18 protein-coding genes are annotated in these 15190 nt (G+C 49.6%); all 18 read right to left on the minus strand.

Features of this window, described 5'->3' with window-relative positions; translation table 11 throughout:
- A partial coding sequence (locus RW092_RS14380; RefSeq protein ID WP_410055540.1) for a response regulator occupies positions 1 to 530 on the minus strand: 530 nt, incomplete at its 3' end.
- 31 nt (positions 531 to 561) lie between these two features.
- Positions 562 to 1449 (minus strand): MinD/ParA family protein, encoded by an 888-nt coding sequence (locus tag RW092_RS14385; RefSeq protein ID WP_016312430.1) that lies wholly within the window; start codon positions 1447 to 1449, stop codon positions 562 to 564.
- Positions 1446 to 2873, minus strand: a complete 1428-nt coding sequence (gene flhF, locus RW092_RS14390; protein ID WP_316010540.1) for a flagellar biosynthesis GTPase FlhF — start codon at positions 2871 to 2873, stop codon at positions 1446 to 1448. The genes RW092_RS14385 and flhF overlap by 4 nt, the downstream gene beginning before the upstream one ends.
- Positions 2870 to 4906: a flagellar biosynthesis protein FlhA gene (gene flhA, locus RW092_RS14395; RefSeq protein ID WP_016312432.1), complete on the minus strand. Its 2037-nt coding sequence runs from the start codon at positions 4904 to 4906 to the stop codon at positions 2870 to 2872. Before flhA ends, flhF begins: the two co-directional genes overlap by 4 nt.
- A gap of 21 nt (positions 4907 to 4927) precedes the next feature.
- Positions 4928 to 6019 carry a flagellar biosynthesis protein FlhB gene (gene flhB / locus RW092_RS14400; protein ID WP_016312433.1) on the minus strand — a complete coding sequence of 364 codons (1092 nt, stop codon included), beginning with the start codon at positions 6017 to 6019 and terminating at the stop codon, positions 4928 to 4930.
- Between the two features lie 14 nt (positions 6020 to 6033).
- The gene (gene fliR / locus RW092_RS14405; RefSeq protein WP_009223020.1) at positions 6034 to 6822 is read right to left on the minus strand and encodes a flagellar biosynthetic protein FliR; all 789 of its coding nucleotides are present in this window, start codon (positions 6820 to 6822) and stop codon (positions 6034 to 6036) included.
- Positions 6823 to 6834: 12 nt separating this feature from the next.
- Complete coding sequence (fliQ, locus tag RW092_RS14410) at positions 6835 to 7104, minus strand: flagellar biosynthesis protein FliQ (RefSeq protein ID WP_009223019.1); 270 nt, start codon at positions 7102 to 7104, stop codon at positions 6835 to 6837.
- Positions 7105 to 7141: 37 nt separating this feature from the next.
- Positions 7142 to 7909 (minus strand): flagellar type III secretion system pore protein FliP, encoded by a 768-nt coding sequence (gene fliP / locus RW092_RS14415; protein WP_016312434.1) that lies wholly within the window; start codon positions 7907 to 7909, stop codon positions 7142 to 7144.
- The gene (locus RW092_RS14420) at positions 7906 to 8442 is read right to left on the minus strand and encodes a flagellar biosynthetic protein FliO (protein WP_016312435.1); all 537 of its coding nucleotides are present in this window, start codon (positions 8440 to 8442) and stop codon (positions 7906 to 7908) included. The genes fliP and RW092_RS14420 overlap by 4 nt, the downstream gene beginning before the upstream one ends.
- Before the next feature lie 8 nt (positions 8443 to 8450).
- Positions 8451 to 8816, minus strand: coding sequence for a response regulator (locus RW092_RS14425; RefSeq protein WP_009223016.1), 366 nt, complete (start codon positions 8814 to 8816; stop codon positions 8451 to 8453).
- A gap of 27 nt (positions 8817 to 8843) precedes the next feature.
- The gene (gene fliY / locus RW092_RS14430) at positions 8844 to 10100 is read right to left on the minus strand and encodes a flagellar motor switch phosphatase FliY (RefSeq protein WP_016312436.1); all 1257 of its coding nucleotides are present in this window, start codon (positions 10098 to 10100) and stop codon (positions 8844 to 8846) included.
- A complete protein-coding gene (gene fliM / locus RW092_RS14435; protein WP_316010541.1) occupies positions 10087 to 11088 on the minus strand; it encodes a flagellar motor switch protein FliM in 1002 nt (333 codons plus the stop codon). Before fliM ends, fliY begins: the two co-directional genes overlap by 14 nt.
- Positions 11089 to 11131: 43 nt before the next feature.
- A complete protein-coding gene (locus tag RW092_RS14440) occupies positions 11132 to 11605 on the minus strand; it encodes a flagellar basal body-associated FliL family protein (RefSeq protein ID WP_016312438.1) in 474 nt (157 codons plus the stop codon).
- Positions 11602 to 11826 carry a flagellar FlbD family protein gene (locus RW092_RS14445; RefSeq protein ID WP_016312439.1) on the minus strand — a complete coding sequence of 75 codons (225 nt, stop codon included), beginning with the start codon at positions 11824 to 11826 and terminating at the stop codon, positions 11602 to 11604. Before RW092_RS14445 ends, RW092_RS14440 begins: the two co-directional genes overlap by 4 nt.
- An 81-nt stretch (positions 11827 to 11907) precedes the next feature.
- Positions 11908 to 12732 (minus strand): flagellar hook-basal body complex protein, encoded by an 825-nt coding sequence (locus RW092_RS14450; protein WP_085278871.1) that lies wholly within the window; start codon positions 12730 to 12732, stop codon positions 11908 to 11910.
- A 92-nt stretch (positions 12733 to 12824) separates the two neighbouring features.
- On the minus strand, positions 12825 to 13205 hold the full coding sequence (locus RW092_RS14455; RefSeq protein ID WP_316010542.1) for a TIGR02530 family flagellar biosynthesis protein: 381 nt from the start codon (positions 13203 to 13205) through the stop codon (positions 12825 to 12827).
- Positions 13202 to 13705 (minus strand): flagellar hook assembly protein FlgD, encoded by a 504-nt coding sequence (locus tag RW092_RS14460; protein ID WP_016312441.1) that lies wholly within the window; start codon positions 13703 to 13705, stop codon positions 13202 to 13204. Before RW092_RS14460 ends, RW092_RS14455 begins: the two co-directional genes overlap by 4 nt.
- A 32-nt stretch (positions 13706 to 13737) precedes the next feature.
- Positions 13738 to 15162, minus strand: a complete 1425-nt coding sequence (locus tag RW092_RS14465; RefSeq protein ID WP_316010543.1) for a flagellar hook-length control protein FliK — start codon at positions 15160 to 15162, stop codon at positions 13738 to 13740.
- Positions 15163 to 15190: the final 28 nt, after the last annotated feature.

Below are 15190 nucleotides of genomic sequence, written 5' to 3' on the forward strand. Positions count from 1 at the left end.
GGGCTGGGCGCCGCCGGCTTCCGCGCCGGCGGCTTTAGCGCGGCAACGCCTGCCTGTGGCGGCTTGCCGGCCGCCGGCAGCACCGGCGCGCTGCGGAGTTGCGCCGCCGTCCAGGCATCGCGCCGCTCCTTCGCCTGCATCGCGGCGCGCATCTGCTCGCGCAGCTCGCGGCCGACCTGCAGGATGTCATGCTCGCTGGTCGTGGCCGATGGTTTGCGGATGAAATCGAAGGCTCCAAGCTCCAGTGCCATGATCGTCTCCCGCATGCCTTGTTCATTGATGCCCGATAACATAATGACCGGCAACGGATGTTCCTTCATGATGACCCTGAGCGCGTCCAGACCGTTCATTTCCGGCATTTCCACGTCCATCGTCACCAAGTCCGGTCGAACCTGTGCGATTTGCTCAATGGCTTCACGTCCGTTCTTGGCCGTTGCCGAGACCTGAAAAGCCTCGTCCTGTTCGATCAGATCCGAGATAATCTTACGCATAAACGCCGAATCGTCTACCACCATCACTCGATAAGACATCAACGTTCCACTCCTGTTCCTTTACGAAGAATCATTTTGCCAGTTTTAACCATTTCTGCATAAATCCCTTGATTCCCGATAAAGTATCCTTCGGCTTGGTTTGCGGAACATTCAGATAAGCCAACGCCAATCGCTGAATATCGCGCGTTGCCGAGCAACCGGGGAAAGCGATGGAGAAAGGAACTTGCTTCTTGACCGCCTGCATCACATGCGGATCGTCGTTGAGGTAGCCCAACACGGGAATTTCCATATCGAGAAAACGGCTGGCGACCAACGAAATTTTATCGGCAACCTGCTTCGCCTCAAGCTCCCCGGAAACCCGGTTAACGACTAACCGGAACGGCAAATTTTGATCCATTCCATGAACAACCTTGATCAAGGCATACGCATCGGTGATCGAGGTTGGCTCCGGTGTCGTAACGACCAGACACTCATCGGCAGCGGTGATGAACTTGAGGGTTTCCTTCGACAAACCGGCACCTGTATCGAAAAGGATGAAGTCCATCTCCTCGGAAATTATCTCGATCTGCGAGGTGAAGTAATTCAGATCCCCTTCGGACAGGGTGAACAGTTCGGCGAGCCCGGAGCCGCCCGCAATAAAGGGTAATGCATGCGTGCCCAGCTCCACGATTTCCGTAATGTTCTTTTCTCCCTTCAGCAGGTGGTACAAGTTATATCTCGGCCTGATGCCCATTAACACGTCGATATTTGCCATACCGATATCCGCATCAAAGATCAGTACTTTGCGTCCAAGCGACTTTAGTGCTAAAGCAAAATTCAACGTGAAGTTGGATTTGCCTACGCCGCCCTTGCCGCTGCTAATTGTCACGATCCGGGCTGAATCCTTGCGGGCGGTTGCTCCTGCCGCCTCTCGATGCGAAGATACCAATTGTCTGAGTGCTTGGGCCTGGTCATTCATGGCTTCCGCTCTCCCAGCAGCAGTTCAACCATTAACTTAGCGTCCGCCTGCAGCAGGTCATCAGGTACATTTTGACCATTGGTCAGGAAAGACACCTTGAACGGGTACTCGCTTAACAAATTAAAGATCGCGCCGGTCGTTTCCGTTTCATCCAGCTTCGTAAAAATCAACTTATCCAATTTATATTTGCTAAAGTGCTCGGTAATCCGTTTCATGTCCTGCACTTTGGAGGTCAAGCTAAGGACCAAATACGTCTCGCTGACATCCGAAGGAGCAAGTAAGCTGTGCAGCTCCGCCACAAACAGCTCATTTAGATAGTTCCTTCCGGCCGTATCCATCAGAATCAAGTCACAGTGCTCTAAGCGTTGCATAGCCCGTTGTACATCACCGGGGGACTGAACGACCTCCAGAGGCACATTTAAGATCGTTGCGTACGTGCGCAGCTGCTCTATGGCCGAAATTCGATAAGTGTCCGCCGTGATGAACCCTACCTTTTTGTGCAACCGGAAAATTTGATCCGCCGCAAGCTTGGCAATGGTTGTCGTCTTCCCAACCCCGGTCGGTCCGGCGATATATACGATCTTTGTCTGATCGCCGATCCCCGCATCAATTCGGTGATCTAGGAAGCTGGTAACGATGGTCTGAAGCCTAGCCCGCATGTCGTCATCGCTTAATGTCTTGCCTGAGCTTAACCAGGCTTCGTAAATTTCTTCTACCCACCGACCGGCAAGCTCCATGCCCACTTCTTGGTTCATCAGCTGTTGTTGGATCGCCTGTAAACCCGGCGGGAATACCCGGCTGTCAGCTTGCTTCTTCGCCAGCTCGCTGAGCCACATCTTCATTTGCTGAATTTCTTCCAGCAAGCGCTCTTCTTTGTCGGAGTTGGCGCCCCCTAAATCCGTCTTGCTTAGGATTTGCTCGGAATCTGTCGCTCGTGCGATCGCCGCCTCCAATCGAGCTGAAGCCACTGAAGCACCGCTGGAAGTGGGTTCAATGGAGGTTTGATGCATTCCCAGCTCCGTCACCGGCGCCTGCGCCACTGGCGGCATGACCGCGGTGATGATCGGCTCCTCTCGTTCCTGACCGCCTATTGTCGTGAGAACCGGGGAAGCAGACACAGCCTGCGGCGAGGCAGCAGGCTGGGCTAACTGCGACGTTTTGCGGTATGCCTCCGGCACGGCTTGGCGTGCCACAGGAGCCGGAACCGACGGCTGTGCCGGCAAAGGCGGTTTGGCTTTGGGTGCCGGTGCCGCCTTTTCCTCCGTCGCAGCAATCACTTCAATCTTCTTTTTCTGGAACATGCCGAGGAAACCGCCGAGCTTCACTTCCTTTGTGCTCAAGATGACCGCATCCGAACCCAGCTCACTGCGAATTTTCAACATGGCGTCAGGCATCGTGTCGACGATATATCGTTTTACTCTCATAAATTCACCACCCCGACACTTTGAATTTCAACATTGGGTTCCAACTCGCTGTAAGATAACACCGGAATATCTTGCATGCTGCGCTCGATGATTTGGCGCAAATACATCCGGATCGTTGGCGAGGTGAGCAGGATCGGTTGATGGCCCGTTTGGACCAAACGGTTAATTTGTTCGGTCAGCTTCTGGAAGACCGTTTGCGTTGAAGCTGGGTCCAGGGCCAGATAGCTGCCTTGTTCGGTCTGCTGCACACTCTCGGCGATTTTCTTCTCCAGGTTCGGTCCCACAGTAATTACGCGCATCGTTTCACCCGGTTGGGTATATTGCTGGGTAATTTGTCGGGATAACGCTTGTCTGACGTATTCGGTGAGCACGTCCGGATCCTTGGTATAGGTTCCGTAATCTGCCAGTGTCTCGAAAATGGTCACCATATCGCGAATCGAGATCTTCTCTTTAAGCAATTTGGCCAGCACCTTCTGGACGTCACCAATCGACAACACCGACGGTATTAATTCATCGACAAGAACCGCATAATTTTCTTTGAGGTTGTCGACCAGGGCTTTCGTCTCTTGACGGCCCAGCAGCTCATGCGCATGCTTCTTAATCAGCTCTGTCAAATGCGTTGCCACGACAGACGGTGGATCAACTACGGTATAGCCCGCCAATTCTGCCCGATCCTTGGTCGCTTCATCGATCCAAAGGGCCGGTAAGCCAAACGCAGGTTCGCGGGTCTCGATACCTGTAATCGAGTCATCATCCACCCCTGGACTCATGGCTAAATAGTGATTAAGTAATAATTCACCACCGCCTACGACATTTCCTTTTATTTTGATGACATATTCATTCGGTTTTAGTTGAATATTGTCGCGAATGCGAATGACGGGAACAACCAAACCGAGTTCAAGCGCACATTGACGCCGGATCATGATGATCCGATCCAGCAAATCCCCGCCTTGCCCCGTATCGGCAAGAGGAATCAGCCCATAACCAAATTCGAATTCGATAGGATCTACCTGAAGCAGGTTGATGACACTCTCGGGGCTCCGAACTTCTTCGATTTGCTGTTCCTCCTCCTGTTGCTCCTGTTCGACTTGCCGCCGGTCCATATTTTTCTGCATCTTAATTGCAGCAAAGACCATCAATATCGCGAACGGATAAGTTGTCCAAATACCGATCGGCGTAAAGGTGCCAAGTAGAGCGATCGTCCCGGCTACAACGAATAACAGCTTCGGATAGGTGAACAACTGCCCCGTAATATCGTCTGCCAGGTTGCCCTCCGAAGAAGCCCGGGTTACGATCAAGCCAGCTGCGGTAGAAATCAGCAACGCCGGAATCTGGCTGACCAAGCCATCCCCGATCGTCAAGAGTGAATATGTCGAAAGCGCTTCGTCAAAGCTCATACCATGGATCGTCATCCCGATAATAAAGCCCCCGATCAGGTTGATCAGGAGGATAATGATACTCGCAATGGCATCCCCTTTGACGAATTTACTCGCACCATCCATGGCACCGTAGAAATCGGCTTCCCGCTCAATCTTCCCTCGGCGCTCACGGGCTTGCTGCTCATTAATGAGCCCCGCGTTCAGGTCGGCATCAATACTCATCTGTTTCCCTGGCATGGCGTCGAGGGTAAACCGTGCAGCAACCTCAGCAACACGTTCCGACCCCTTGGTAATGACGATAAACTGAACGACCACGAGAATCAGGAAGACGACAAAACCGACAACGGGTTCACCGTGGGATACCCATGATCCGAAAGTAGCCACCACGTGGCCGGCTTTGGCCTGTCCCAGAATCAGCTTGGTCGTCGATACATTTAACGCCAAACGGAATAAGGTCGTCACGAGCAGCATGGCTGGAAAGATGGAGAACTGCAAGGCCTCCTTGGTGTTCATTGCAACAAGCAAAATGATCAGAGCGAGGGAAATATTGATGATCAACAAAATATCCAGCAGCCAAGTCGGGATCGGAACGATCATCAGCAAAACGATGCCAATTATACCAACTAGAATAAATAAATCTTTAAATTTCTTCACGTAAGTTCCCCTCCGATCCCATTATGATTTGGGTCTGCCTTTGATTCGGTATACGTAAGCCAGCACTTCAGCAACAGCTTGGAACAAATCCGCAGGGATCGTCTCCCCGATTTCGGTTCGTTGAAATAACGCCCGTGCCAGCGGCTTGTTTTCCATCGTAATTACGCCATGTTCTTTGGCGATTTCCTTAATGCGCAGCGCCACATAATCCTGCCCTTTGGCAATGACTTGCGGGGCATCCATTTTGGATCCGTCGTACTTCAGAGCGACCGCAAAGTGAGTCGGGTTGGTGATAATTACATCGGCTTTCGGCACTTCCTGCATCATCCGCTGCAGGGCCATCCGCCGCTGACGTTCCCGAATTTTCCCCTTGATGAGCGGATCGCCTTCCATTTTCTTATATTCATCTTTGATATCCTGCTTGGACATCTTCAGATTCTTCTCATGTTCATATCGCTGATACATATAATCCAGTACCGCGAGTACGATTAGAGCGGCTGCGATTTTTAACCCTAAATTCATCGTTAACTGGGCGGTAAAATGAAACGTATCATCCACCGATACATGCCCTAATGCGGATAAGCTCCCGCGGTACCCCCAAATCGTGGAGTAGACGAGATACCCGATGATCAACAGCTTAAAAAGCGTTTTGATAAATTGAACCAACGACCGCATGGAAAAGATGTTTTTAAACCCTTTGATCGGATCCAGCTTACTGAACTTGATTTTGAGCGGTTCTCCGATCAACATGAAACCGATCTGGGCATAGTTGGCGACAACAGCCACGACGATGACAACCAGGAAGATTGGAGCCAACAGCAACAACACCTGCACTGCGTACTCCCCCATCATCGCCATCACGTTCGTTTTCGTTACTTCCATGGACAGCCGATGATAAAACACGTCAACAAACAAGCCAATCAACCGGTCCTTGAAATAACCAGCAAATGCAGTCAAGCATAGGAATCCGGCCATTAATAACAAGGCGCCGGTCAGTTCCTGGCTCTTGGCCACCTGACCTTTCTTCCGGGCCTCCTGACGTTTCTTCGGAGTCGCTTTTTCCGTCTTTTCGCCAGCGAACAGCTGCAGATCAAGCGAATACCGATATGACATAGCGATCCTCCATCCTACTGCGGCCTTTGTCCTATCGTTCCGAGCAGATCATGAAGCGCTCGGAACAGCACCTCGAACAAAGCTTGAAACGCAACGATAAAGCCCGGCACAAGCACCAACAGCACAAGTAACCCCACGATGATTTTGACCGGAATCCCGATAACAAAAATGTTGAATTGCGGTGCAGTTCGAGCCAAGAATCCAAGCGCTACGTCGGTGACGAACAGAGCTACCACCAGCGGAGCTGACATTTGAAATGCCAGCATAAACGCCTGGCTGAAGGTTTGAACTAAAAATTCGGACAAGTTCCCGTTATAAATTTGTTGGAATACTTGATTGGATAAAGGAACCCAGTTGTAGCTCCGAATGACCGCATCCAGTAAGTAGTGATGGCCGTTCATGCTGAGGAAGACCAATGTGGCAATGATATACTTGAGATTCCCCAAAACGGGCGCCGACGCACCGGTCATAGGGTCGATCACGTTCGCGATCCCAAAACCGATTTGAATATCGATAAATGAGCCCGCCATTTGGATAACGGAGAAGATCAGATTTGCCACGTACCCCATCAACAGACCTACCAGCACTTCACGAATAATCACCAATATGTATCCCAAGTCGTTTGGTATCGACTGATTCGGACCAATGGTCAACAGAATGACAACCGCGATGATACCGGCAAAGCCAACCTTAAACGTATTCGGCACCGATCGGGATGAAAATATAGGCGAAACTACAAAAAAGGCTGTCATTCGACAAAAAATAAGCATAAAAATAGAAATTCCGTGCAGTATCGTATCCATAACTTCGGCAACCTAACCGATATAACTAGATAGGTTATTTAGAATTCCGTAGGTGAAGTCAACCAGCGTCGTCAAAATCCAAGGGCCAAACAACAACAACGCTAGTAAAACAGCGACGATTTTGGGAACGAAGGCAAGGGTTTGCTCCTGAATTTGCGTTGTCGCTTGAAAGATACTTACCAAGAGCCCCACCACGAGAGCGATCACCAGCATCGGTGCGCTGACCTTCAACACGGTATATACGGCTTGTCCGGCCAAACCGATAATAAATTCCGAACTCATACACCGTTTTCTCCTTCCCTGAACCTGAACCTATCCTCTAGGTATTAAAGCTGACTAATAGTGATTTGACGATCAGATACCAACCATCTACCAGCACGAACAGCAAGATCTTGAACGGCAGTGAGATCATGACCGGCGGCAGCATCATCATCCCCATAGCCATCAGTACACTGGAAACGACGATATCGATAATCAAAAAAGGAATAAAAATCATAAAGCCCATTTGAAACGCCGTCTTGAGTTCACTAATCGCAAAAGCAGGCACCATCACCGAAAGCGGGATGTCTTCATAGCTCTTCGGCTTTTCCATTTTGGTATATCCCATGAACAGCTGTAGATCTTTGGTTCTCGTATGCGAGTACATGAACTTCTTCATGGGAACCGCCGCTTTGTCCAACGCTTCGGTCTGGGTGATTTCTCCCTTGATATAAGGCTGCACTGCCACCTCGTTAATCGTAGTTAGCGTGGGGCTCATGATAAATAATGTTAAGAACAAAGCTAAGCCGATTAATACCTGATTTGGCGGCATTTGTTGCGTCCCTAATGAACTGCGGACAAACCCCAGTACCACGACGATACGGGTAAAGCTCGTCATCAGCACCAATATTGCCGGCGCGATACTGAGTACCGTAATCATTAAGAGAATCGACAACGAAGTGGTACCTGACGCCCCGCCCGAATCCGAATTACCGATTTGAATGCCGATGCTCGGAATCGGGTCAACCGGTTCGGCCGATGCTACGGAGACCGCGAGTATGCTCCATATCGTCAGCAGCAAGCCGACAATTAACAATTTTCTCTTCATGACTCCCTCGACCGATCTGTAGAATGTTCTTCCGAATCCTGCAAGAGTTCCTCCATTTGTCGTTTTCGGTCCGGCATCTTCCGCAGTTGCGATTGAAACACCTCGTGGAAAGCGACACCGTCCAGTTCTTCTTCCTCCCGAGGTGGTTCCTTTCGAAAACGGGAGATCAAGCCGGACAAAGTCGACGACAATCCGGCAAGTTCCATTCCTTCGTGTTCGAAGGCTTGAACCAGAGAGGCTACTTCGTCCGGGTTGGATATTTTGTCCACCAGCGAAATGTCCTCACCGACACCCACAAGATAGATGCTCCCCCCGAGTTCGATCACTTGCAGGGATTTGTTGGGTCCAAGGCCAATCGCGCCCAAAGTGCGAATCGCATGGCTCTGGGACAAATACCGGTTCCTTTTCCCAAGAAAACGGACCAGTAAAATAATTAATGCAATGATCAGGCCAAGAACTACGATGACGGTAAACAAGTTCCCCCAAAGGTTGACGTCCCCAGAAAACGGGGAAGAATCTTGCGAGTTATTCATCGCTCAGTTTACACCCCAAGCGTTTTGTTGATCGCTTCAATAACCCGATCAGATTGGAATGGCTTCACGATGAAGTCCTTCGCACCCGCTTGAATCGCATCGATAACCATCGCTTGCTGCCCCATCGCAGAGCACATGATCACTTTCGCGTTCGGGTCCAGCTTCTTGATCTCTTTTAACGCCGCAATTCCGTCCATTTCGGGCATCGTAATATCCATCGTGATCAAATCCGGATGCAGCTCTTTAAATTTCTCGATCGCTTGCGCACCATCCTGTGCTTCCCCTACGACTTCAAACCCGTTTTTCGTCAAAATATCCCGGATCATCATTCTCATAAATGCTGCGTCGTCTACGATAAGAATTCGGTTAGCCATTGATCTAAAATCCTCCCTAAACTTCTACTATTGTAATTTTTGAATGCGGTCCCACTGGCTTATGATATCCGTGACGCGTACGCCGAAGTTTTCATCAATGACGACAACCTCGCCCTTAGCTATCAGTTTGTTGTTCACCAGAATATCTACCGGTTCACCAGCAAGCTTGTCCAATTCGATGATCGATCCTTGGGACAATTCCAGGATATCTTTAATTTGCCGTTGGGTCCTACCTAATTCTACGGTGACTCTAAGGGGTATGTCCATCAGTAAGTTCAAATTATTTTCGTCAACCTGGTTAAATGATGAGTTCCCCAAATTTGCAAATTGTACAGGTTGTACATTCAAATTACGCCCAGGTGCCTGCCCATAATGATGGGGTTCGCCGTAAGGTTGACCTTGTGGAGGATACCCGTATGGCGCTTGCTGCCCGTAACCATAACTCTCTTGCATCGGCGGTTGCTGCATCATCGGTTGAGACGGCGCAGGCGGCTGCTGATACGTTGGGGCCTGAGGCGCAGGCGACGGAGCTGGCGTTGGTGCAGGCGCAGGTGCAGGAGGCGCGGCCGCTGCGGCGCTTTCCTTCGCGCCGGCTTTTGTTTCTGCCGCTGATCCACTAATCAGACTATCTACCATCTCTTTTGCGAACTTCACGGTTAGCAGTTGCATGATCGTCGAATCGATCAAATCCCCAATCGTCAAACGGAAGGAGATCTTGATTAGCGGGTCCGATTCCGGCAAGCTGTTCAAGCCGTTCCCATTGGACATGTTCAAAATATCAACGCCTGGCGGCGAGATATTGACGAACCGATTAAAAATGGTAGACATTGATGTCGCGGAAGACCCCATCATTTGGTTCATCGCTTCCTGCACGGCACTGATATGAATCTCATTTAACTCTTCCTCTTCCGGGTTCCCTTCCCCGCCCAGCATCAAATCTGCAATCACTTGGGCATCTCTCGTCTTGATGACCAACGAGTTCATGCCTTCAAAGCCATCCACATATTGAACGTGAATCGCAACATGCGGTTTTGGAAACTCGGACTCAAACTGGGAACGAGTGATCACGGAAACCTTCGGCGTTGTGATATCCACTTTTTTATTTAACAGCGTGGAGAGCGCCGTAGCAGCACTGCCAAACGTGATGTTCCCGATTTCCCCCAAGGCGTCCTGCTCTAGCGGAGTTAGAACGTCGTTTACCGACAGCTCTTGGGGCGTCTCTTGATTGGCTTGTTTTAATAATGCGTCTATCTCTTCCTGGGACAAGTAATCATTGCTCGTCAAGTTCCTCAACTCCTTCGCTGACAATTTCATCGATTTGGACCGCAAGCCGATCCTTTACTGTACCCGGGCTGCCTATATATTTCAATCGATCGCCAACCCGGATTTGCAGTCCTTCCTGGACTGGTTTATTTAATGAGATGACGTCCCCAACGGACAATCCCAGGAATTCACGGACCGTAATCTGTGATTCGCCCAGCTCCGCGATGATCGGAAGCTTAGCTTTGTTCACCCGGTTTCGCAACGCTTCAACTTCTTCGGGAGCACGCGACTTTTTCTGAGAGACAAACCAATGGTGAACCGAAAGCTTTGGCATGATCGGTTCAATTACAACATGTGGTATACAGAGATTGATCATCCCGGAGGTATCCCCGATTTTCGTGCTTAGTGAGATTAGCGCAATCGTTTCGTTAGGCGATACGATTTGCATGAACTGAGGATTGGTTTCCAGCGCCTCCATCCGTGGATTGATATCCACAACGGTTTTCCAAGCTTCTTGCAGGCTTTCAAAAGCCCGGCTAAAAATCCGCTCCATAATAATTGTTTCGATCTCCGTTAGCGATCCGATTTTCGAAGGAGCTGTTCCGAGACCGCCCAACAGTCGGTCCAGCATAGCAAAAGCGACATTGGGATGTACCTCTAGCACCATTCTTCCTTCTAGCGGCTCCGCTTCAAAAATGTTCAAAATCGTCATTTTGGGAATGGAGCGGATAAACTCGTCATAAGGAAGTTGCTCGACCTGAACAACGTTAATTTGCACGAACGTTCGCAGTTGAGCCGAAAAATAGGTAGTGAGATAACGGGCAAAGTTCTCATGTATTCGGGTTAAGCTTCGAATATGATCTTTGGAAAATCTCACCGCTCTTTTGAAATCATAAGAACGGATCTTCTTCTGCGTATCTTCCTTTTTCAGTTCTTCGGCGTCCATTTCACCCGACGATAACGCAGCTAGCAACGCATCGATTTCGTTCTGCGACAACACATCAACCAACCATCTCACCCCCTTAGAAAAATCTCTATTCGTTCGATATTCGTTAGATCGTTGACATGATGAAGTCAGTAATATCGATCTGAATCAATTTCCCTTCCGGCAGCGATTTGTTGATCAGGTTGAGCAATTTGGAACTCAGATTGTCTTTTCCCAATGCCCCCGTCAATTCCTCCGGTTTGGTATCCGCCAACGTTTTGATAATAATCGGCTTGATTTTGTAATCCTTGATTTTATCGAAGGTTTCCTTGGAAGTCGCACTATCCAATTGGAACGCAAAATCAATGACCACCACGTAATCCGGATCGGACAAATTCGTCTTGATATCGTCAATCGTAGATGTTACCTGAACGAGTTCGTCGGCCGACAATTTCTTCGGTACTGCTACACTGTCAACAGCAGCATTCATTTCGGTACCTGGTGCAGGTTTATTCATTTGATTCACCAGCAGGAAGGCGGCCAATACGATCAATGTGATGGCGAGCAAAATCGTAATTAACCATGGCAGCATTCTTTTCATGACCATTCCTCCGTTTGTTGCACTTTAATAGTTGCTGCGTGGATGCCGATCTCACGATAATAATCGCTTATCATCTGAATCACATCGGCCGCCTTCTCCAGCACGATAATCCGCTTCCCTGTGACCAGGGTGACGTATGTATCCGGTGTTTCTTCCACGGTCTCAATCATGATGGCATTTAGCCACATTTGTGAACCGTTAAGGCGTGTTACTGAAATCATGATTTCCCTCCTAAGCGATCAAGGAAGCGGGGAGGGCCGTCGGGGAACGGCGGTTAACCCTTTCCCCGACTACCCCTTCGCTTAACGTTTCAGATTAACAACTTCCTGAAGCACTTCATCCGAGGTCGTGATGATCCGCGAATTCGCTTGGAACCCCCGCTGCGCTACGATCATTTCGGTAAACTCGCCCGTTAAGTCGACGTTGGACATTTCCAACTGTCCGACAATTAGAGCACCCGTCCCCTCTTCTGCGTTATTCGGGTTCGTATACGTCAATTCTCCGTCTGCGATGGCATTCAAGGTGACCCGATAAAGGTTACCACCAATCTTCTCCAGACCTTCCGGGTTCGTGACCCGAGCTACCCCAATAATCTCACCAGGATCTGTGCCCCCTTCAGGGTTTTTCAGCATCATCGTACCATCAGATGCAATCGTAAAGGCTGTTACCGCTTCGAAGTCGATTGGCTCCATAACGTCACCATCGCTGTTGCAAACGAGCAAACCATCCGAAGTGACCAGTTGGCCCGCAGCATCCAGATGAAAGTCTCCCGCACGAGTCAGGAAAGGAACCTCTTGATCGGGCGTCAGTTTTACAAGAAAAAATCCGTCACCGTCAATCCGCATATCCAGCGGATTATTGGTTATCATCGCACTGCCGCCAGTATGTAATGTATCGATAGAACCGATGGAGACCCCAAGTCCAATTTGCTTGGCATTCACGCCGCCAGATTCACCATCTACTGGAGCCGTAACCCCGGAGACCGTCTGGCTCATGATATCCTTAAACATAACGCGTCCTGATTTGAAGCCTACCGTATTGACGTTTGCAATATTATTGCCGATGACGTCAAGCTTGGTTTGGAAACCACGCATTCCAGATACGCCAGAATACATTGATCTTAACATTTGCTCTCATCCCTTCCACTGATTAAAATGATTGCTTCGGCCGCTTCAGTCGATCCGCAACCGATTGGCTCCCGTAACCGGTCCAGCCAATTTTAAGAAATGATGACGGCGCTATCGATTTGAGTAAATACGTTATTCTTCATGCTGCTTCCGTCCATCGCGGTAACGACGGTCCGATTGTGGACGTTCACAATCAGGGCCATATCTTTCAATAAAATAAGGGACTCTTTCGCTCCTTTAGCTGCCGCGCTGTCAATCGCCGATTCAATCTTGTTTAACTGCTCCGGCTTGAGCTCGATTCCGCGCTGCTCCAAACGTTTTACCGCATGGTTGCTGAAATGGACCAGTCGATCCTCCAGCATCTCCTTAAAGTTACTTCTTGCAGTATTTAGCGGCGTGCTTTTATTTGCCGTTAGTGCATTAGGCCCGATTCTGCCCGCATATAGCTGGCCTACTCGGATCGGCTCGTTCATAACAGATCCGCTCCTTGGCCAGCGCCGTCAGACGCGTCAGCAGGTACGCCTACTTGTTCAATATCGGAGATTTTAATCTCCTTATCTCCTACTTTCACGTAGTGGACACCACTGCGAACGATAATGGATTCTACGATGCCGCTTTCCTTCTCGACAATGACTTCAGCTTTACCTGTAGAAACATCATAATTACCTGTTTTGGTCTCAGTCACCCATGTAACTTCTTTTCCGATCAATCCGGAATCATTGCCTAAGGACTCTCCCAATGCAGTTATCTGTTCTGAAATGTTGGTCAACTGCTCGACAGAAGTAAACTGAGCAATTTGTGCAACCATTTGCGTATTATCCATTGGGGATAACGGATCCTGATTTTGCATCTGAGCAATCATGAGTTTAAGGAAAGCATCTTTACCCAACTCATTGTTTTTCGTACTGGCCTTCTGAACGTTATTTTGCGAGTAATTCGGCCACGACACCGAAGAAAAATACGTGTCAGCCACGGAGGTACCTCCTTTCTGCGAATTAAGGTGATTTAAGCCCGAGCAACAAAGGAACTGCCATAGCTTTGCTCTTTGGCTCTGACTTCAGCTACCCATTCGTTCCATTCTTCGTTCAAGTCATGGATAGCCAGAGTTTCGTCCTCTGTTACGGGACGACGTTTTTCGCTTTGTTGTTGTCCTGCGCCTCCGCCGGATTGCCGGCCATCATGGTACATGTGGGACGACAATGACGTATTTTGTGTAACCTCCAGTTTGTTAACCTGAAGACCCTGAGATTGCAATGCCGATCTAAGTTGTGCCATTTGTTGTTCCAGCGATTCCTTGGCAAAAGCATGCTCTGTCATAAATTGGGCAGTTAATTGGCCGTTTTGCATTGTAATGCGCACGTCAACCTGTCCCAAATGCTCCGGATAGAGCGAAATTCTCGCCTCGGACACACCTTTCAGATTCACGATCTCCAGCTTATTCACCAGGAAACCGCTCATTTCTTTCGCGAAGTTCTCAACTGGAACCGGTTTGGCTACATGCTTCACGGACTTGATTCCGTTGTCCCGAAGTGCCAACTGCCCTGCGGTCACGATTTGGCCAGTTTGAACGGGATCTTCATGTACGTTAGTTTCCGAGGTTCCCCCGTCAACTGCTGAGTCGGTTTCGAATGCCAGATCATTAACGCGAAATACTGCCGTATTGCTAGACTGTGAACTCGATTGTACAGCACGAACATCTCCTCTGTTCATCATGTCCCCATTTTGGCCTGTGTGTCCTGGTTGACTGGCTGTTGCACCTGGATCTGTTGTGAAGGTACGAGGTTGTGATCCTGTCGCTTCCGTCCCTTTTCCGCCATTAGATTTCGCCTCCGCCGATTCCGAGATCGCATCTAGCAGTTGTTGTAGAGAATCCAGCATAGTAACGGCTTGCCCCTGTGCACTTGCAGTCAGCTTAGCGGCACCTCCGTTCGACTCCGCTGCGGCTAATAGTTGAACAAGGGTATCCTGAACCGCAAACCGCATCGTCTCCGGCTGCTGAGCTAGCACAGGTAATGCGCTGTCTCCATCAGCACCTAGACTCGCATTATCAGACATACCTGCCTGTTGTAATAGGGGTTGAACACTTTGCAGCCAGCCTTGCAATAACGAAAGCAACGCAGGATCCGATTGAAGTGCATCGTCCAATTTCGACAATTGGTCCAACAATCCTTCAATTGTCGAGACAAGCGTATTTTCAGTCACTTCGGAAGATGTACCTTCCGTGCCACTTGGCAATCCAGCTAGCGAGATCATCTGTGCTGAGGCTTGTCCTTCCTGCGGCTGAGCATTGCCGAGCAGCAAAGCGAGGAGCTTCTGATCAAAAGACAAAGCAGCCGTTTGCCCCGCTTCCGCCTTGCCAGCCGATCCGTACCACAACGAGTTAACCGTCCCGGCTTTGGTTACATTCACTTGCGACATAGATGAATTCATTTTGTTTCACCTCCTTTCAATGCTAAAT

Source organism: Paenibacillus sp. 3LSP (assembly GCF_032465655.1).
GTDB lineage: Bacteria > Bacillota > Bacilli > Paenibacillales > Paenibacillaceae > Fontibacillus > Fontibacillus barengoltzii.